The sequence below is a fragment of the Bdellovibrio reynosensis genome, from assembly GCF_022814725.1.
GTDB classification, from domain to species: domain Bacteria; phylum Bdellovibrionota; class Bdellovibrionia; order Bdellovibrionales; family Bdellovibrionaceae; genus Bdellovibrio; species Bdellovibrio reynosensis.
Genome location: NZ_CP093442.1, coordinates 3,137,980 through 3,157,414, shown reverse-complemented (window position 1 = coordinate 3,157,414; position 19,435 = coordinate 3,137,980). Strand labels below are relative to the sequence as shown.

20 protein-coding genes are annotated in these 19,435 nt (G+C 43.1%); 8 read left to right on the top strand and 12 right to left on the bottom strand.

Annotated elements, in window-relative coordinates:
* Positions 1-25: 25 nt before the first annotated feature.
* From MNR06_RS14850 to MNR06_RS14820, 7 genes are all read right to left on the bottom strand, one after another.
* Positions 26-1,084 (bottom strand): hypothetical protein, encoded by a 1,059-nt coding sequence (locus tag MNR06_RS14850; RefSeq protein WP_243537193.1) that lies wholly within the window; start codon positions 1,082-1,084, stop codon positions 26-28.
* 132 nt (positions 1,085-1,216) lie between these two features.
* Positions 1,217-1,609, bottom strand: coding sequence for a YkgJ family cysteine cluster protein (locus MNR06_RS14845; protein ID WP_243537192.1), 393 nt, complete (start codon positions 1,607-1,609; stop codon positions 1,217-1,219).
* A gap of 34 nt (positions 1,610-1,643) precedes the next feature.
* Positions 1,644-2,780, bottom strand: coding sequence for a polysaccharide deacetylase family protein (locus tag MNR06_RS14840; protein ID WP_243537191.1), 1,137 nt, complete (start codon positions 2,778-2,780; stop codon positions 1,644-1,646).
* 10 nt (positions 2,781-2,790) lie between these two features.
* Positions 2,791-4,209 carry a GumC domain-containing protein gene (locus MNR06_RS14835; RefSeq protein WP_243537190.1) on the bottom strand — a complete coding sequence of 473 codons (1,419 nt, stop codon included), beginning with the start codon at positions 4,207-4,209 and terminating at the stop codon, positions 2,791-2,793.
* A gap of 102 nt (positions 4,210-4,311) precedes the next feature.
* Positions 4,312-5,580 carry an MFS transporter gene (locus tag MNR06_RS14830; protein ID WP_243537189.1) on the bottom strand — a complete coding sequence of 423 codons (1,269 nt, stop codon included), beginning with the start codon at positions 5,578-5,580 and terminating at the stop codon, positions 4,312-4,314.
* On the bottom strand, positions 5,577-6,857 hold the full coding sequence (locus MNR06_RS14825; RefSeq protein ID WP_243537188.1) for an O-antigen ligase family protein: 1,281 nt from the start codon (positions 6,855-6,857) through the stop codon (positions 5,577-5,579). Before MNR06_RS14825 ends, MNR06_RS14830 begins: the two co-directional genes overlap by 4 nt.
* Positions 6,857-7,414, bottom strand: a complete 558-nt coding sequence (locus MNR06_RS14820) for an SLBB domain-containing protein (RefSeq protein ID WP_243537187.1) — start codon at positions 7,412-7,414, stop codon at positions 6,857-6,859. Before MNR06_RS14820 ends, MNR06_RS14825 begins: the two co-directional genes overlap by 1 nt.
* 105 nt (positions 7,415-7,519) lie before the next feature.
* On the opposite strand from MNR06_RS14820, the gene MNR06_RS14815 reads away from it, so the two are divergent.
* The gene (locus MNR06_RS14815) at positions 7,520-8,530 is read left to right on the top strand and encodes a coiled-coil domain-containing protein (protein ID WP_243537185.1); all 1,011 of its coding nucleotides are present in this window, start codon (positions 7,520-7,522) and stop codon (positions 8,528-8,530) included.
* A 31-nt stretch (positions 8,531-8,561) separates the two neighbouring features.
* Here the strand turns inward: MNR06_RS14815 and MNR06_RS14810 are convergent, their stop codons facing one another.
* On the bottom strand, positions 8,562-9,719 hold the full coding sequence (locus MNR06_RS14810; RefSeq protein WP_243537184.1) for an RlpA-like double-psi beta-barrel domain-containing protein: 1,158 nt from the start codon (positions 9,717-9,719) through the stop codon (positions 8,562-8,564).
* A 135-nt stretch (positions 9,720-9,854) separates the two neighbouring features.
* Here MNR06_RS14810 and MNR06_RS14805 point away from each other — a divergent pair, with 135 nt between their 5' ends.
* The gene (locus MNR06_RS14805; RefSeq protein ID WP_243537182.1) at positions 9,855-11,177 is read left to right on the top strand and encodes an Hsp70 family protein; all 1,323 of its coding nucleotides are present in this window, start codon (positions 9,855-9,857) and stop codon (positions 11,175-11,177) included.
* Here MNR06_RS14805 and MNR06_RS14800 read toward each other — a convergent pair.
* From MNR06_RS14800 to folD, 3 genes are read right to left on the bottom strand one after another with little or no spacing between them, the layout of a single operon-like run.
* The gene (locus MNR06_RS14800) at positions 11,174-12,478 is read right to left on the bottom strand and encodes a class I SAM-dependent rRNA methyltransferase (RefSeq protein WP_243537180.1); all 1,305 of its coding nucleotides are present in this window, start codon (positions 12,476-12,478) and stop codon (positions 11,174-11,176) included. The genes MNR06_RS14805 and MNR06_RS14800 overlap by 4 nt on opposite strands.
* A gap of 4 nt (positions 12,479-12,482) precedes the next feature.
* Complete coding sequence (locus MNR06_RS14795; RefSeq protein WP_243537179.1) at positions 12,483-13,586, bottom strand: esterase-like activity of phytase family protein; 1,104 nt, start codon at positions 13,584-13,586, stop codon at positions 12,483-12,485.
* Positions 13,587-13,616: 30 nt separating this feature from the next.
* Positions 13,617-14,474, bottom strand: coding sequence for a bifunctional methylenetetrahydrofolate dehydrogenase/methenyltetrahydrofolate cyclohydrolase FolD (folD, locus tag MNR06_RS14790; protein ID WP_243537177.1), 858 nt, complete (start codon positions 14,472-14,474; stop codon positions 13,617-13,619).
* Between the two features lie 220 nt (positions 14,475-14,694).
* On the opposite strand from folD, the gene MNR06_RS14785 reads away from it, so the two are divergent.
* The 6 genes from MNR06_RS14785 (at position 14,695) to MNR06_RS14760 (ending at position 18,161) form a co-directional block, all read left to right on the top strand.
* The gene (locus MNR06_RS14785; protein WP_243537175.1) at positions 14,695-14,979 is read left to right on the top strand and encodes a hypothetical protein; all 285 of its coding nucleotides are present in this window, start codon (positions 14,695-14,697) and stop codon (positions 14,977-14,979) included.
* 186 nt (positions 14,980-15,165) lie between these two features.
* Positions 15,166-15,435 carry a Flp family type IVb pilin gene (locus MNR06_RS14780; RefSeq protein WP_243537174.1) on the top strand — a complete coding sequence of 90 codons (270 nt, stop codon included), beginning with the start codon at positions 15,166-15,168 and terminating at the stop codon, positions 15,433-15,435.
* Positions 15,436-15,437: 2 nt separating this feature from the next.
* Positions 15,438-15,812, top strand: coding sequence for a hypothetical protein (locus MNR06_RS14775; protein ID WP_243537172.1), 375 nt, complete (start codon positions 15,438-15,440; stop codon positions 15,810-15,812).
* Entirely contained in the window at positions 15,809-16,540 is a 732-nt protein-coding gene (locus MNR06_RS14770; RefSeq protein ID WP_243537170.1) for a hypothetical protein, read from the top strand. Before MNR06_RS14775 ends, MNR06_RS14770 begins: the two co-directional genes overlap by 4 nt.
* Before the next feature lie 245 nt (positions 16,541-16,785).
* Complete coding sequence (locus tag MNR06_RS14765; RefSeq protein WP_243537169.1) at positions 16,786-17,280, top strand: hypothetical protein; 495 nt, start codon at positions 16,786-16,788, stop codon at positions 17,278-17,280.
* 11 nt (positions 17,281-17,291) lie between these two features.
* Positions 17,292-18,161: a hypothetical protein gene (locus MNR06_RS14760; RefSeq protein WP_243537168.1), complete on the top strand. Its 870-nt coding sequence runs from the start codon at positions 17,292-17,294 to the stop codon at positions 18,159-18,161.
* On the opposite strand, the gene MNR06_RS14755 is transcribed toward MNR06_RS14760, so the two are convergent.
* Positions 18,153-19,412 carry an amidohydrolase gene (locus tag MNR06_RS14755; RefSeq protein ID WP_243537167.1) on the bottom strand — a complete coding sequence of 420 codons (1,260 nt, stop codon included), beginning with the start codon at positions 19,410-19,412 and terminating at the stop codon, positions 18,153-18,155. The genes MNR06_RS14760 and MNR06_RS14755 overlap by 9 nt on opposite strands.
* Positions 19,413-19,435 lie beyond the last annotated feature (23 nt).

The window sequence follows — 19,435 nt, the reverse complement described above, 5'->3', positions numbered from 1 at the left end:
CTGACAAAACCGGAAGCTGTCCATCTTAAAGAGCAGCTACAGCTCCCTGAATTTGGCTAAGAGCAGAGTTTGCTAAACCCGAGATCGACGAATCAGGATATTGCGCAAGTTGTTGAAATACGGGAAGGAATTTCGCATAACCTGAAATCGAATTTGTCGTCACGTCACCACGCTGGTTGCGCGGATCCGCCGAAGTCAAAACACCTTCTTTCGCTTTTTGATGACCTTCCATCACGATCTGAGTAGCTGAAGTCACCACCACCACATCACGGCTTTGCAAAGCCGCCATTAAAATGCCCATGCGGCTGCTAACTGCATAAGTCAGAAGATAATTATGCGCCTGGGATTGAAGTTCTGGCGTCAGTTGGTTGTAGCTTTGTGAAACTAAAGCAAAGCTTTTCACTGAATAAAACGATTGAACTGCAGCAAGACCTAACTTCTGCACTTCAGCTTGGTTGTTGCGCAAAAGTTCAGAGGAAATCATATAGAACGTTTGATCATCGATTTCCTTATTTGAAAATGCAGCAACAAGCTTGGTCACATTTTCTTTTGTTGGTTGCGCTTGCAGCAAGGCTCTCCATTGATCTGCAGTCAGACCGGTTTTAGCTTCTTCTGCGGGAATATTGTTCTTTTTATTCGCAGCTCCCACGTCGCTATAATTACCTGGAACTTGTGAATTGTCGGCCATCTTATCAAAGTCGCCAAGATCCACCGATGGATCAGAACCAACGACTTGAACATCCACATTTTTCTGCCTTTCATCCGCTTTTTTATCAGCTTGTTTTGGTGCTGGCGCTGGCGCTTTAGCTACGTTAGTTTTTGCAGCCTTAGGGTCCACCGCTGCTTTTTTCGCATCGGCCTTTTTCTTATCAAATGGATTTACGTATTTTCGTTCAATTTCACGATCACCTAGATCAAATAATGAGGCTAAGAAGGACGCTTTAGGGCGTGGCATTTCGTAAGATACATTTTGGTACCCTAGTGCAGATTGAACAGGGGTTTTTAAAAGAAACCCTAGGCCTGCCACCAAGACGATGGAAAAGCCGATAATCGCAGTTTCTAATTTGTTATCATCGAAGCCCATAATAGCCTCCTGTTCTTACAGTTAGTAAGAGCAGCGCTTATGCCACTTCTAATGCGATATAAGGCTCCTAGCACAGCTCAGACTGAGACAGGGCCGTTATTGCGTCCTTGGCTGTACAGAGCTTCTACAGTCTCATTTTAAGACGGAAGAAGCAGAGGTCCCAGGACAGAATCCCGGGCGAGGTCCTATAGAAGGGAATTGACGACAAGTATCCGGGCGCTTTTCATAGACCGTGCAAAGACGTGTTTTCGAGTCGAGATAATAACAATCGCGGTTGGCTTTTTGGGAAAGCATGAAAAATTCAGTGCCCGCGCGATAGGAAGTTAAGATGCCTTCCTTGATCAGTCGTTTTGCTAACTTTTTGATGGAACCAGCAGCTTCGTCTTCGTCTGTAACACCAAGACGAATCAGATCAGAAAGTCTGATTTCTACCGGCATCGTGCAACAGCCGCCAAAGCAGCCATTGCACATATTGTTTTTATAGGGTTTCCAAGTCGAAGGACGATCAATATCAGGGCGTTTCATTTAATACCTACCCCGACAAAATCGGAGTGCAGACCTACGGAGTCGGCTTTCTTACCAGTTTGCTGTTGTATCTGACATTAAGGTCAGCGGGTTGAAGTAATACAACACTGTAACCACGAATGTAAAGCTCGCGAAGGAATTGCGGCATAATCTCTGCCGTTTTTCTTTGCACGTCGTGGAAAAGCACTAGGCCTGTTCCCAAAGCTTCAATCTGTCTTAAAGTATTATCCAGTACAGTTTGCAGTGACGTGGCTTTCCAGTCCTCACTATCAACATTCCACATAAACTCGCCCGTAGATTGAGTTTTTAAGAAATATCTAAGTTCTGGGCTTTTCTCGTCGAATGGAAAACGAAAGAAAGGATCAACCCATCCAAGGGTGTCATAAATGGCCTGATGACCGCCGCGGATTTCTGCGACGGCTTCATCATAACTCAAATTACGACCGTTAAAGCGCTTACAAGCTGCACTTGGTCCCAAGCAAGAATGCGAAACAGAATGGCTACCAACAGAGTGACCATCAGCCGCTACTTTTCTAACAATCGCAGGATTCATGCGTACGTTTTTACCTTGGTGAAAGAAGATCGCTTTCGCATTAACTTCTTTAAGGGCTTGTAAAATGGATTCTGTATAAAGGTTGCTTGGCCCATCATCAAAAGTCAGAATGACTTCTTTACGGCCGATATCACCTGTCTTCGCTCTATAGCCATTTGTAGTATCGCGCTTTTGCACGTTATCAGCGAATTTAAAATTGTTAGTCGAAGCTTTTGGCATTATAGCATTCGTCGCGGCCACCAATCCACTGCGTTCTACATCGTAGTACGCTTCAATCTTAGCAAGAAGATCCGTTTTGCAATCAGCAAGAAGAGCGCGGTTTTGTTCTTTGCGAATTTCATTTTCGAAAAGAGTCAGCTCCCGAGTTTCAATCTCATCCAAAGCTGTACATACATCTTTTTTAAGTTCTTCGCGCTTAGAAGAGTCGCGCATAAACTGCTCTTGCCATTGCGGGAACAGAATTTCTGGATTTGCCTCAGATTGATCCCACTCAAGACTGGTCTTTGCATTTTGATTATCGACGATAGCTTTATTGACACTTTGACTGACCTGATTTCCACAGGCTACCAGTGAACCCGCGACAAGAATGACTAAGCTGTTTAAAATCTGCGTTTTCATAAAAAACTTCCTATTGCGAGATATCTGTACCCTGACCTACATTCAGCACATTCCAGGCGATTTTATCTTGTTCTTCGCCAGGCTCACCCTCTTTTTTACCTTCAGGTTTTTTTAAGCTGAATTTGATTTTAGAGTTTTCAATGATAACTCGCGGATCGACAGAATGATTATCAAAGATAACCAAGTTGCGCGATGTTTGTGCCGTAACCACATGCGGATTCCAAAGGTATTTAAAATAGATGATCAAAGAACCAATCACCTGGCTAAACAGCAACGACAGAAGTCCTAGGCTAAGCAAACCAATTTGCGGCAACGTATTTTCCCAGCGGGCTCTTTCTAAAACTTCAAAACGAGTATCGATAGAGATCTTTTGTGCTTCAAGTTTAGCTAGGTTCGTAGTCAGCTCTTTATAACGAGCGAATTCAAGTTCGGATTTCTTTTTAAGGTCTTCCACCATTTGTGCGGCAAACGGCAAAGCCTTCACTTCTTTTTTCAAACGATCAATAGAACCTTGAACCTGACCCAATTTTCCCAGCAAAAGATTGTTTTCGATTTTAAGCGCTTCGATTTTTCCGCCGACACCATAAAGCGCACTTTCTCTTTGCCCAGTACGACCACGTTCAAGATACTCGATCATTTTTTTATTTTCAGAGATCTTAAGTTTGATTTCGTTGGCGCGAACTAAAAGTTCCGTTACGTAGTCGCCCATTTTTTCTTTTGAAGAAAGCGGCAATAAGTTTTCATCTTTGTTTTGTAGCTCAGCAAGTTGTTTACTGAAAGTCGCAAGCTTTTCATCCGCATCAGCTTTTTGCTTCGCCATGAAGTTTTCAACTTTTGCGATCTCGCCCAACTCGCGGGCTTTTAAGGTCTGAGCTGCCAATTCAGAAATCGTATTAGATAGGAATAAAGATACGGCCTTAATCGGAGTTACTGCATCGATTTGAATTTCGAAGTCAGAATCCAGTTGGATGCGAGTCCATGAATCCAGGCGCTGCAATAACGCGATTTTGTTTTCAGGCTTTTCTAAGTTTTTAAAGTAGGTGGTGCGAAGAACATCGTAGCCCTTACGTTCTTCCATCGTTAAAAGTGGACTGCTGCCACGTTCTTGAATACGCGTTAATAAAGTTTCGTAAAACTCCCGTGTTTTCAAATACTCAATGTGTTTTGAAAGAAGGCTGCTACCCTTTTTAGATTCTTGGACGGATTTGGAAAGACCAAAGAATTGGTTAGAAAACGCCTGCATAGACGAGTTCTGTGAATCGTTGATGACAATAGTCGACGATGCAACAAAGGGAACTTTTAATACGTATATAAGAACGCTGATCGCAAATAAGCCTGCAGTAAAAAAGGCAAACATGCGCCAGTGGGATAGGTATAGCTTAATGATTTCACCCACTGTTAATTCAGGTTCAATATGCTGATCACTCATATTTCCACCTTCCAAGTCATTTTCCCCTGCAAGCATTCGTTGTGCCACTGAAAGAAGGGCTTGGCCTGTGTTTAATCTGTAATGAGGATTAAGACTTTGAAATTACTTCAGAGTTGTGCGGGCATTTGACAGCTTCTTGAGGATCAAAACCGAAACAATAAAAAAGCAGCCAACTAAGGGACCAAAAGCTAAGTTCAGACGTAAATTAGCAGTCAACAGATCATCAACACGGGACCACGTTAAAATTTGCCCTGTAACAGCCAAGGCAAGACCTCTAGAGATCTTGCCGATCATCTTCCATACGCCAAAATAAAGACCCAATTCATCCTTACCAGTACGCTGCTCTTCTTCTTTCACGATATCAGTCAGCAAGGACTCCAATAGCACGACAGAGCCCACGAGCGCACCACCTAATACCGAAGCGAATAACACCGTCCACGTCAGTTCCCGCGGAGGTAAGAACGGGTAAATTAAAGCGGCAGAAAGTCCCATCATCCCCGCCCCGATCATCAACGCATGAATCTTTGAAATAAAGCGAGCAGCGTAGATCCAAAAAGGAATTGAAACGGTGAACACCACCAGAAAAGTAAGCAACACCGTTTGAATTTGTTCTTCATCAAACTTTAACCGCAACCGATAAAAATAAAGTGCCAGTGAAGAATTGAAAGTAAGCCCCATGTTAGCGATGAAGTAAGCGGCGACTAGCGGCAGAAATACTTTGTTCTTTAGCGGAGCAACCAAGGAAAACCTGCGCGCAGAAGTTTTATCCGTCGGTGGCCGATTGTATTTCTTCGCTGTCTGCCAAGAAATAAAGGTTCCCAAGGCCAACAACGCCATTATCACCCAAGCTGTTGAGCCATAGGGATTGATTTGTTTGCGAATCAGAAAATAACTGGGAATAGCGATTCCAAAGATGGCCCCCAAATTGCCAAAAGCCAAACGCCATCCAATTAAGTGCGAGCGTTCTTTAGAATCATGGGAAAGATCACCAACCAAAGCGGAATAAGGAACACTTAAGGTTGTGTAGGCAGAATTCAATAACAAAGCAAACACTAATAGATAAACGAATTGAGCTGCGGGTGTTTTTAATTCCGGAGGATTTAAGATGGCCCATATGCAAAATGCCAAAAACAAAAAACCAAATGGAAGGAACGAAAACCTCTCTGCTTTTTTTGCCCTGAACCAGTCTGAAAAATAGCCGACGATGGGATCTAAAATAGCATCCCAAAAAATAGCCAAGCCCAAGGCTAAGCCTGCCAAAGATGAATCCAGACCCACATAATCCGTATAAAAAACTAAAAGATGAATCCTAACGAAGATCTCTATACAGTTAATGCCGAGTTCTGCAAAACCGTATCCAACACCCTTCATGACTTCCCAGTTCGAGTTGTTGATGCCGCTACAAAGCCGATAACCAACCAATAAAGACGATCCGCCATACCACCAATGGAAAGATGGATGTGATAGATCAAAAGAATTGGTAAATGCGCTAAAAGATAAACTGCTATTTGGCGTTTAGAAATGTCGTGGGACTTCACGGCCTTCAAAGCGCCAATCAACATAAAGATCACACCAATCACGCTGATCACTAACAATGGCCAGCCGCCAACAACACCTGCGGAAATAAAGATATTATGGGGATCTTTCATTGCATTGTAATTTGAAACATCCACATCGTTACCGGCAGCAAACTTTGATAACAGGCCATGACCTAACCAAGGTTCCTGCAAAAAGATTTGGCTTCCGCGTTCGACTTCCTCCCATCGGGAAGCGATACCATCCTGTGCTTCACGGCCGCCTAAGGCGGATTGCCCTGTCGCTACTCCTCTTGCGAAGTCATAAGCTTGCGCGCCAAAGAACGTGGTAAAAGTGATCGCAAAAGAGATAAAAGCAAACTTGAATATGCGCCCCTGATTTGTTTGGGTCTTATGCAGAATCATTGTCACCACAAAGGCCATGACAGCGGCTGCGGCTGATGAACGAGTTCCCGTTAAAATTATGGCAAGGAAGCTAGCAAACAATATCACCAAGTTCCAAATCTTATGTTTCGCTTCCTGTGCCTGCAAAAAAGTACCAAGAGAAAAAACAAAAGCCACCGTCGCACAAGTCACCATATGTGGAATATGCTTAAAGATACCTACGAAGCGACCGCCTTTAAAAACTTGGCCGCCTGCCACGACAAACAAAATCAATGAAATCAGAACTAAAATTCCTGACCAGCGCTGTACAAACTTTAGGAAGTCCTCAGCGTCCCAAAGACTTGGAATGATCAGTCCATAAATACCAATCATGAACAGCGACGAAAACAAAGCCCCCAACTGCATGATCATGGATTCGCCAGAATTCACGTACTGAGTCTGCAAAAATGTTTGTACGAACAAAGTCGACATCATCACTAATATAAAGAGCTTATAAAAACCACTTAAGTGATGCCGCCCTCGAACTCGAAGCCACAAAAAAACCAGCGGCATACCGAACAAAAAGCACAGCAGCACATTCATGAACGGATGAAGACCCTGCTGAAAAATAAAATAAGAAAAGCTGCGAGGAATTGGCAGAATACTGCCTAAAGAAATTTTAGAAATAAATAGCAGGGCTACCAGAGCTTTTATTAGAAATAAAATGCGTCCGTCGTTAGCCCTAACCATTACTTATTGTCCGTATTTTTATCGATAAGGATGGCTGTTAAAGCAATACCCAAAACGACAGAAACAATAGTAATACCGCGAGCCGCCTCGTTACTAACCCACGGAGTTTTGGGTGGGACATAGATAAAATCATCCTGTTGCAGTTTTAAACTGCGGGCGCCGCCAAATTTGATCAGTTTTTCAGCATCCACTTCAAAAGCCCCTTGATATTCGCTCACCGCTTTGGACTTAATTTCGCTCCAACTTTTTGGTTCTAGTTTACGCACCAAAACCTCGGAAAGGTCTCCCCCATTGGTTGTCCCGCCCGCTAAGGTAATTAACTTTAGCAAATCTGTGTTCGCAGGAACATAGTAGATCCCAGGTTTATTAACAGCGCCCAAAAGTTGGACCGCAATCAGCGATTCTTTTTGTGAGGATCTAAAGATGTATTCAGCAGCTTGCTGAGGTGGTTTAATGTCGCTCAACAAAAGTCCAGACTCTTGCGCAAAAGCTGTCTGGGTCGTTGTAATGATCAATACAACAGACATTAAAAAACGAACGGCTTTGTTTAATACCATGCTAGTCTCCCGAATGAAGATAATCACTGGACCTAAAGCTAGAGCCTCGACTCTTGTCAATTTATTTCGATGACTCTACTTCAGTCTATGTTCACAATGGATTCTATGACGAACCAAGTTCAGGATCACGAAAAACTTTTTGATGAAATTTGTAATAAACTGAATGAACTAAGCACACATGCTGAGGATGGCCAAGTACCGGCCCAACCAAAGTATGAACAGATGCAAGTTCAGATGAAGAAGTTCCATTCAGAACTTCAAGGTTCCCAAGAAGTTTTAAGGGAAAAAATCAAAAGCCTTGAAAACGTATCTTACGGTCCTGAAACTTTGGATGCTCAGTTAAAACAGCTATCTGATTTGCTTTCAGCGGAACGTGCAAATAACACAAAACTCAGCGCTGATCTGGCAAAGTCGTTAGAACTTAGCTTGCAACTGCAACTAGAGATTCAAGGTCTTAAAGCCCGCGCGATGCAAATTCAAAGCGAAGAAAAGAAATACAGCCAAGCTTTGTTTGAAAAAAACAAAGTTCTTTCTCGCGATCTTGAATTGAATCAGGCTTTGAAAGATGAAACTGCCATGGAGCTGATGAAAGCAAAATCTGCTTTCAACAAAGAACAGCAATTGTGGGAAGAACAACGCGAGCAGTTTGAAGCACAAATCATGACGCTTAAAACTGAAAAGCAAGAGTTGATCCAAACCGTAGAAGAACTTCAAGAAACAATCGTGGTCCGCGACGGTACTATTTCTTCGTTAAACGAAGAAATTGAAAAGATCTCTACGTCATTTAGCGAAGTGGAATCTTCCGCTCACCAGCAGCATGATGTTCTTAAGAACCTAATGTCTGTAGCTGAAACTAAGATTGTTGAAATGAAGCTGGCTTTGGATAAGAAGGCCTTGGAAGCTCAAGACTATTATAGCCATCTGCAACAGGCTTTAACTCAGCTGGGTGTTCTTAAACAAGAAAACGCCGCTTTAAAAGAGTATGTCACTAAGTTGAATTATTATCACCAGCAAGCGCAACAAGCGCACATGGTGGTGGCTCAGATGCAGCAAGTAGCTGCTGCCCAAAATCAAACAGCCGCTCCGACGGCGACTGTTCAACAAGTTCAAAACTAAGATTTAAACTCCGGGACCTCCCGGAGTTTTTTTATTTATCAGATCCGACAGCATTTACAGGCAAACGCGGGAAATCACGGCTAGCTAAAACAGCTTTCGCTGTTTCGCCTTTCACTCTGTAGTACGGCACGTTGGTAGTTACATCCGCAAAACCAATTTTCGCTAAAGAATTATTCTTCTTATCATTCCAGTGATATTCACCCGAATAGAAGTCAAAACGGCCACGCCCAATGATGCCACGACCCTTATCGCGGATAATAAAATATCCACTGTGCTTAGAACCATCCGGAAGTTCCAAACCTACTACTGAAGGAATAAAGATCACTTCACCTGGTTTATAAATCGTTAAGTCCGCTGCCAAAGTATAAAAAGGATCAAGGCACGAACTATTCACGCCATAACCATAACGGCAGCCACCCTTTTCGATTTCAAAAAAGCGTTCTTGGTTTTGAAAGCGGCCAATGATGTTAAAGTAGTGCATTCTGCCATTTTGAATAACACCGCACGAACCTTGAAGAGCACAAGCTTTATGGGTTCTTTTGCAAACAGTTAAAAGCTTCTTACCACCCTGACCGTGCAAGCCCATTCTATCGTCGCACTTTGATGCTTTATCTTCGTTGATCACCACGAAATAATAAATAGTCGGTTTTAACTTACCTGGGCCTTCGAAATCTTCCTTAGGCGGAGTTTTTTGCACAGTCGAAGCAACGCCACCCACAGAACCAGCACCCTCTGTCGGTTTTACTTGCGGAGCAGGAATAGTCTTTGGTTGTTCTTTTTTTGGCTCTTCTTTTTTAGGTTCTTCTTTTTTAGGTTCTTCTTTTACTACCGGCTTAACTTCTTCTTTCTTTGGTTCAGCGGCTTTAGGAGTTTCTACTTTGGGTTCCTGTTTTGGTTCAGGTTTAGCGGCAGCTTGTTCTTTTTCTTCTTTATTTTTTTGTGTGGTCTCTGCGTGGAAATCTACGACTGAAGCAACAGCTTCTTTGTAAAGTAAATTATTGATAAGCTCATCTAGCTCATCAGCGTCCTCTTCGGTCACCATCTCGACCGTGCGAATAGCGTTTGAGCTAGCCAAATCATTAGACTCGATTTCAGTATTAATACGTCCTTGCATATCACCGCAAGCCACCGTCACAGTCAAAGCACCCAAAAGTACCAAGCGGAGAGAAATGGTAGTAAGTCCCGACATAAACACCTCTAGTTAATGGGGCAAATAATACCAAAGCTCATTACGGAACAGGCTAAAATCACCGACCCGATGAAAAGAAGAAACGACTGTCAGATTTTTAGTCAGAAGCCCCGCCTTTAGTGACTTCCATGATTTGTGGAAACCCTTGAAATCTGTTATCTTTTTCAGATGAATCAAGACACCTTCCTATCCATCGATTTCGGCACAAGTAACTCGTTAGTAGGCGCTTTCCACCAAGGAAAGCGTTACGAAGCTTTAAGCATTGACCCCAGCGCCACCGATCCGACGATGATGCGAACTCTTTTATATTTTCCTAACCCTGATCTTTGTTACTACGGCAGCCAGGCGATTCAGGAATATATCGAGCAAGATATGGAAGGCCGACTTTTTCGATCGTTCAAGTCCCACTTGCCTAATAAGAATTATCTGGGAACAGTGCTAGACAATCGCATTCTTACTTTAGAAACGCTGATTGGCGTTTTTCTTTTAGAACTTAAAAAGCGCGCTGAAAAAACCTTAGGTGTACCCGTTGAAAACGCCGTGGTTGGCCGTCCAGCCAGATATTCGATGGATCCAGTGGCTGATGGTTTCGCCCTTCACCGTATGCAAAAGGCAGCAACCTTTGCCGGCTTTAAAGAAGTTCAATTTGTCCCAGAGCCTTTAGCTGCCGCGTTTGATTATCGCCGCCAAATCACTTCAGAAAAAATCGTTCTTATCGGCGATTTCGGTGGTGGTACTTCGGATTTTACTCTGATCAAACTGCGCCCAGAAAATTTTAATAAAGAAGACGTCTTAGCTATTGATGGTTGCCCATTAGCGGGTGATGCCCTTGATAGTGTTTTTATGAGCAGCAAATTAAATGAATATTTTGGCGCTAAGTCTCGCTATCGCCTGCCGATGGGAAGCAATGTTCTAACTATGCCCCCAGCGATCACGCAGCGTTTGAATCACCCAGCACACATCGTACACTTAAAAGAAAAAGAAACCTACGAGTTCATTCGCGAAGTTAAAAAGTGCTCGTTAGCCGCGAAAGATGCGGAGGCTGTTGAAAGATTATTTATCTTAATTGAAGATCAACAGATCTTTCCGTTTTTTGAAAACATCGAAAAAACGAAACGTCACCTTTCAAGCGAAGAAAAGGCGAAGTTTGAGTTTGATTATCCAGGATTAGAAATCAGTGAATCGTTTTCAAGCTTTCAATTTAAAGAACTTGCGGCGCAAACCAAAGAAAAGATCTTTGCTTCGCTTGATACCTGCTTAAGTGCAGCGGGCGTTTCCCCAGAACAGGTAGATTTAGTTTGTCTGACTGGCGGTACTGCGAAAGTACCATTTATCCAAAAAGAATTCGAACAAAGATTCGGCGGCGAAAAGCTGCAAACCCAAGCCCACTTCCATTCAGTCCTTTCAGGACTGACGGAATCTGCGAAATTTTGGGCTCACGGACAAAAAGTAATCTAGATTACGTAGTGAACGTACATCTTAAGGTAAAAACCTTCCGGGAATTGCATTAAGGTCGGATGATCGGCCGCATGCCCACCACGAAGTACACTGCGCACTTCAGAAAAGTTTCTTAACGAAGCTTTTCTGATAGCATCACGGAATTCTTCTTCTTCAAGCAAACCAGAACAAGAGCAAGAAGCGACAAAGCCGTTCTTTTTAACCACTCTGAAGGCTTGCGTGTTCATTTTAAGGTAAGCGTGCTTACCAATAGGAATGTCTTTTTTAGATTTAATAAATGCCGGAGGATCGGCGATCACGATGTCATAGTGAGTACTTGGCAGTTCGCCAAGGCCTGTTGATACGTCCATTTCATGAACGATCACTTCAGCCCCTTCGCGTTCCGCATTTTTCTTAGCAAAAGCCAAGGCTGATTTAGAAACGTCCACCAAAGACACTTCCACTTCAAAGCCCGCAGCCTTTAAAGCGCGCGTAATTTGCGTTGACCAGTGACCAACATAGCAACACAGGTCTAAAACACGTAATTTACGTTTTTCTTGAGTCATTGCCCAGTTTTTATAAAGCTCTACAGCTAAATGAATATTGTGGGTTTGATCTAGAAAAAATCCAGTCTTCTGACCTTCCTTTAGATCACAGCTCATGTGGACTAAGCCAGAATCAGTTGCTGCATTTAAAAGAATTTCGACATCGGTTAAATCAAAGTCAGAAAGATCTTTAATAACTTTTGGCTCTTCAACGTTTAGACCTTCAAGTTTGCGGATGTTAACGTCGTTACGAACTACGACAGCGGATTTATCCCAACCAAATTCTGAAAGACCTTGAGCCTTTGCTTTTTCAACTAAGCCCTTAAAGAATTCTTCAACATTTTTTAAAGCTTCATTCATACCCGCAGTTACCAATTGAGCGGCAAAGACTTGCGCCTTCTGCCCTTTTTGTTCAACAACGTAGTAGTCTAAAACTAAACCAGGAATATAATCAGACTCTCCGAAAGCCAAACGGAAGCTACCACGAAATCCAGCCGCCTTGCGAACTTTCCAAGAATTCAAAACTTTGTTTTGCAGGAAATCTAAACTGGTAGGCTCTTCATCTTGGCTATTAAAACTAAGTGCACGGAAGGCAATCAAAGAATGGGGATTGCCGTAACCTCTTGCTAAGAATGCACCTTTTGCATCTTGAAGCTCAACCGCTGATCCCGGTGGAAGACCCTTTGGACTTTCCGCAAGCTCATTTGAAAACACCCACGGATGGCCACTGCGAATTCTTTTATCAGCTCCAGTGCGGAGTCTCCAAACGGTCGTCATCTACTTACTCACCTTCAACAGCAAAAACTAAAAGCTCTGTGATTTCTTTTTTCGAAAAATTATTGTCTGCCATCACTAACAAACTTTTACGTCCGTCAGCAAGAACAGGCCCCCAGGCCAAAGCTTCAAAATTTTGTACAGCTTTACCAGGGCGTTCTTTAGTAAGGTCTAATTCGAAATCAAGCAATTTGGTTTTAGTGGCTCCCGTAAATTTTCCATCAGCTAGCTTCTGAAGGCCGCTCACATCAGAGGCTTTTGCAAGATCTACCAGGTAAATAGCCACAGTATTAGACCAAACGGTCTTAGAAAAGATTCGGACCCCACGCTCTAGGACTAAAAGCTTCGTTTCACTGATAGCTAAAATCTCTGAAACCCCACGGAAAAGTTCTTTCCCGGTTTGGGCATCTCTGAAGGCTTCGATACGGTAAGGGTATTCTGCCACCGCCTGGTAACCAGCCTGATTTTTATTTTCATATTTAATAATACGAATCCAATCGCCTTCAGCTTCATGATCCGCGATCACATCTTGCTGTAACGCGCTTTCGGTAGTGGCAAAAACAATTCGTCCACCGTCAAAAGACGTTAAGCTTTCAAAAGCAGCGTTACCTTGAATCCCCTTTTTCTGTTGGCCAGTGGCTTCAGGTAAATATTTATCAGCAAGAGGCAGATCAGATTTCCACGCTCCACTCGGGCCCGCACGGAAAATACGTGGCATCTCACGCGGTTTAGAATCGTTATTACCCTCTGAAGAAATTAAGATGTCGCCACCAGGAAGTTTCACAAAACCTTCTGGATCAAGTCCTTGCTTCTTTCCAGCCTGGTCAGGAATTCCCGTGATGAAGTGAACTGCCCGTGGCGTGATGCCGACGGTTTTTTTATCGATCGTCAGATCAAATTCGTAAAAGCGCGGCTCCCCTGCTTTGCCTTTATCATCAGAAAGTGAATACAAAGTATTGTCGGTCCAAACGATGGCTGATAATCCACCGACATTGGTGCTTTTGAACTGCATTCCAGTTTTTAAAAACGTCTCACCGAGATATTGAAGGGTCATTGCTGATGCCACAGAGGTCATCAACAAAGTAGAAAGGAACAGGATTTGTTTTGCCATACTTAAGCTTCTCCAAGCGGATTGGAAGCCTTAGCGCAAACCTGCCCTTTTTTCTGCAAGCAAGCAGGTATTCTGCAATAAGGTCGCAATAGTCATAGGACCGACCCCGCCAGGAACAGGTGTTGCGGCCTGGGCCCATTGGGTAAGTTCCTCAAAACGCACGTCTCCACACAGTTTCCCACCAGGTCCGTCCCTGTGGATTCCGACGTCGATAACGATAGCGTCTTTTTTAAAGTCCTCTTTACCTAACATACGAGCCTTACCGGCTGCAACAACCACAAGATCGGCTTGGCGAGTAAATTCAGAAAGGTTCTTTGTGCGGGAATGACAAACAGTCACAGTGGCGTTTGCATCAGTGAGAAGCTGCGCCATAGGTTTTCCGACGATATTGCTACGTCCAACCACCACCGCACGTTTACCTTCCACTGCGATGCCATAATGACGAAGCATGGTCATCACACCTTCCGGGGTACACGGTTTCACATCCGCACGACCGGCAAAGAAAAGGCCCATGGATTCGTAAGTTAAACTGTCGGCATCTTTGCCTGGGGCGATTTGGCGCAAAACTTCATCTGAGTTAAGGTGCTTCGGCAGTGGAAACTGAACCAGAATTCCATCCACCGCAGGATCTTGATTCAGCTCTTGAATTTTATCATCAAGCTCTTGCTGGGTTGTGCTAGTCGGCATGTTATGAATGGTTGAAGACATTCCAATGGATTCACAGGCGATTTTTTTATTTTTCACATAAACATGGCTGGCGCCATCATCCCCAACCAGAACGACAGCTAAGTGAGGGGCTCTTCCGAATTCTTTCATAAAGCGAGTCACTCGAGGAGCAAGGGAAGAACGAACTTCTTTGGCGACTTCTTTTCCATTCAGAACCAACATAAAAGCACCTCCGACCTAGAGGTTTAAATTTGAGCTATTTGATTAGGAAATTCAATGGTTTAATAAACCTTGGCACAATCCTGACAGAAGCCTAAAGCGCTGCTTTTGCACAGATGCCCAAAGCCTTTTTTGCTTGATTAACAAGGCCTCGCCGGTATACAAACCCTTTAAAACATTAGAAAATCTGTTGATTTAATCTTGAGATTTTTAAGGGGCAAGAATGGCTGAAAAAGTAAAACTCTCCAAAGATGGTAGCTCAATTGACTTCGTACAATCTGACAGCCTTCCTACGTCGCTAAAAAAATTCCGCCAAAGCCCAGAGATCGAAGGTTTTTACCGCTTCATCTTCGAAAACGACCTACAAAAAGAAGCTTACGAAATTCTTGATAGAATTATCATCCAGCGTAAGGCTAAAAAAGCCGGCGCTAAAAAAGAAGCTGCTGCTGCCGCTAAAGAAGAAAAAGCAGCTGCTGCGAAAAAAGATCTTAAAGCTAAAAAGAAATAAGTGTCCCATAATCCATTAGCTTCATTTTTGAAAAAGCCCGAATATTCGGGCTTTTTTTATTTCGGCTGTTTTATCGTCCTTCGGACGGTTAGTTCTTTTTAATTAATCACCGCCTCGCCTTCAACTTTGCTTTGTCCCTGTGAACCTAATCTGGCAGCGCCAGAGAGTTGACCGGAGGAGATTAGAGTGAAAGCAAAAACATTATTAATAAATAAAAAGGGCCAAGGCTTAGTTGAATACTTAATTATCGTAGCCATTGTTGCTGTAGGCGCTATCGGCGTAATCAAAGTCGTAGGCGGAAACATCAATGTTCAGTTCGCCAATGTGGCCCAGGCATTGACAGGTTCCGGTACAAAGAAACAACATCATGAAGTTACAGAGACATTATATAAGAAAAAAGACTTCAGCGATTTTTTCGAAGGTTCCGTAAATCCGGAAAAATCAAAATCCAAATAATAATGAAACTGTCACGACAAGGCCAAGGGGCCCTTGAAGCTGTTTTATGCCTCCCGATCCTTTTGGCGACAGCTTTCGCTTTAGGGCTTCTGCTTTATCGGGGTCTTATCTATTCCTATAGCGATTACCAGCTGCGGGAAGCATTGATTTGTGCTGATGGCTTTTCCATAAAACATTGCGAAGGCCAATTAAAAAAAAGAATCAAGGCCGTGCTGTTAGATCAATCAAAACTGACTATCGACCTTAAGGATCGCGCCGACAGTTTTTCAGCGGAAATAAAAATTAAATTTCATGCAGGTGATAGTGGGGTTTCCGAAGTGTTTAACAAGCTATCACCAGAATTTTATCTAAAAAAAGAAACCACCAAAAAACTATGATGGTACAAAATCAAAAAGGTTTTGCCTTAGCTTTAATGACCGCTTTTTTACCCATCTTACTTGCAGGCTTTTTCGTGGTGTTTGCTATCAGTGGTTTTATTAACAAAGACCTTAGCGTCAAACATGAATGTCGCAAGGGCGGCCTAGAAGGACAGCGAGCCGTGGGAAAAATCCTGACCTCACTATTAAAACTGAATTCCAAAGCACGAAAACTGAAGCGTGATTTAGTCACAGCCCAGGAAAGATTGGCCGCCGCCATTAAGGTGCAAAACTATCCTGTAATCGCAACTTCGTTGGCTAAAATATCAAAACTTGAGATAGCCCGTTCAGAGTTGGATGCTAAGCAGCGGCAGCTGATTCGCGAAGGCGACCAGCTACTTAAAACATCCCATGCCAAAACCAAAGCGAACATTCAAACCTCTTTACCCCTCGAAAGCATTTTATTCGCGACACGTGAAGTTTCTGTTCAAGGTAAAGCGTCGGAACTGGCAGTTGTTGCGGATTATGTGGACATTGCACCCACGTATAGCCCCGTTCCGGGATTTAGCGAAAAGCAGGCGCTGCAGCACCAATGGTCGTACTCTTTATCTTTGAAAAAACCTTACAGTTCTTTCGTTCATGGAAAATTCAAATTTAAAAAAGCCTGCGCTGTCAGCTTAGAATCCGAAGGTTCAACTTGGGTTCCGCAGATAGTTCAGGGAAGCTTATCCCAAAACGAACTTTGGTAACGTCCGACTGGTTTTTTTAAAATCCGACATTTATCTGTGAAAACAAAAAATAAAAAAACAACAAGGGGGCTAGAGTTTGCTAACTAGCGATTATGGAGGCCCGATGAAGAACCCCTACGGACAAATCTACATAGAGGCGTGTTTTATTTTATTTTTCATCGCTATAGTGATGTTTGGTGCCTTAAACGGCCTGTCTTCGCTTCCCCACTCTAGAGACAAATATAATCTTTCAAAGGACAAATCCCATGGGCGAAAAACTTTTTCAGTTCGTTAAAAAGAATCTATTAGTGATTGCATTCATAGTAATGGGTATTGCTTCGTGGATTGCTTCATCGAACCAAACTCCTGAAAATCAGGTCGAAACCACCTTCCATAATCAGCCGACACCTCGGTCCGTTGACACTTACATACCTAAGGGACTTGCACTTATTACTATAGATATCGCCAATGCCGAAGGGCTTTCATCGCTGATTGGGGATCAAGGTGGCGTGGTCGATCTATATTTAGCCACTACTGAAAAACAAAAAGGCGGCCTTAAGGTCGCCGAAAAAGTGAAATTAATGCGCGCACCACTGAATCCGGATCTTTTTGCGGTTCTAATAAAAGCTTCCGAAGGGCCTAAATTACTGAGCTATCAGGGACCATTTATCGCTGTCGTCCAAAATCCCAATGAAAAAGGAAGCCTTTTGCCTGCGACGGTTTCTGCAAAATCTAAAATCCGTGTGGACTATCAGAACTAAGGAAAATTTAAATGAATGCTCTTATATTTCTTTTACTATTTTTTCCAAGCTTGGCTTTTTCCCAAGAGGTCTTAATCAAAAGCTTGGGCAGTTCACCATTGCAGTACCAAATATTTTTAAATGAAAACAAAAAGTTCATTTCATTTATCGACTACAATCACGCCAAACTTCAAAGAAACCCCACACAAGAAGAAGCTCTTTTTCAGTTAAGCGAACTGTTTCATCATGAACCAAAACTGGTGGTGGAAGAGATTAAAAAAATCCAAGCGCAAGGACCCTTAACTTTAATAAGCTTACGTTTTATCCGTGACCTTAGCGATAAATTACTTAACGAAAAAATCAAAGCTGACCTTAAAAAAGACATCTTGGGGATCTACTGCAAGACGATTTCAATCTTAAATGAAGGACCGGCTTTACACCCTTGTGTTTATGACACTGTTTCTGCGTCCTTACTGCACAAGCGTTTTCCGCAAATAGAAAAGATTGCCATTGAAGGTTTAGTTTTTGATTTCCAAGATAACCTCGTCCTGGGATCCAACAATCCTTATCAGTGGACGTTGTTATCTAATTCCCATAAAGCCGTTCGATTTTATGGCACCTTTTCACAGCTGTTAAATCAGCATTTCGTATTTGAATCTTTGGCAGAAGGATCCTGTGAACAGCACAGTCTTCCAACGGATCTTGATTTTGAAATTATGGAAACTTCCACGGTGTTTTTCGCAAAAGACTGTTTAGTAAAAACATCTTTAGCAAATAAAAAATCCAGTTCGCTAATTGCAAAGAAGTCATTGCTTTATGTCACCGGGATTGCGGTGCTGACTGGAATTATTTATTCCATGAAAGATAAAACCGTTGTTATCGATGCGCCGGCATTAAAATAACTTCTGCCCGTTAAAAACGATTTCCTTTAATTCCCCTTCTGCAAAAACAGAATAAGAATCAGCAGCGAAGTTGGTATCAGGATGGGAATGAACCTGGGATAAATCTCCTGTGAATTTACGAATCCCGTGTTGAGGACTTTCTTCCAAAGCTTGTTTGTTGCGCCAAAAGGAAGGGGGCTCAATGGGACTGTCACACCCAAATGACATTGGAATTTGCGCTAACCGAAGTGCTTCCCACGGGAAGACGTGTTTGTATAGGTCCCCCAATTTCTGTTTTAGCCACACCCTATCACTAAGCCAATGGCAAGGCTGCATGTGACAGCGCACGTGCAAAGGCTTCATCATTTGGATTGTTTCTGGGCGAAGCATCTGCGCATGTTCTAAATTAAATCTTCCGACAAAACCTTGCGCCGATACTTTGCGCACCAGCTGCACCATTTGGTGGGCCGCTTCATCGCCAATTGTGTGAACCGAAAAATCCAATCCAGCAGTCCAAGTTTTTTTAATGACCTCTTCAACCTCTGACAGTTCCCACAGGGTCATACCCCGAGTACCATCAGGAAGCCCGTTATAGGGCTTTGACAGGAAGGCGGTCTGTGAACCTAAAGACCCATCATAGAAAAGTTTGATCCCTTTCATACGAAGTAAAGTGGTTTCTGCTTTCTTCATTTGAATAGCGGACTGCAATGTTTTGTCGAAATCATTTAAATCATGGGTCGTGCAGTTTTCTTCGATTGCTAAAGTGATTTCTTTCTTTTCACCCATCTCGATTAAAAGATTCCACAGATGCTCAGAACAAGTCATGTCCCGCACGTGGGTGAAACCTGCTTTGTTGTAAACCTGGCAGGCAGAAAGAATGTGATGACGATCTTGTTCTTTTGAAAAAGAGGGCAGCATTTCCCAGGCGCGCAGGTGATCTTTTTCAATTAAGATCCCGTCTTGCGACGTCGCACCTAAAATATCCAAAGCGCGAGAGTTCACCCAGGAACGGTGACCATCCATGCGGGCAAAGAACACAGGGTTATTTGGGAACGCTTTATCTAAGATATTTTTGTGAGGTTCTTCGCTCCAACCTTTTTCATTCCAACCAAATCCCACAAGCCAGTCGCCGCGGAAATAGCTCGGTGATAATTGAAGTGATGAGACGTCGTTTGCGTTTTTAAGACTTCCTAAATGCAAACCAGCGGCAAATTCTCCGGTGGCGAGGAAGTGAGTATGGCTATCGTAAAGACGCGGGATTTTTAAAAACATAAGGCCCTCTGTTTTAGCAGAGA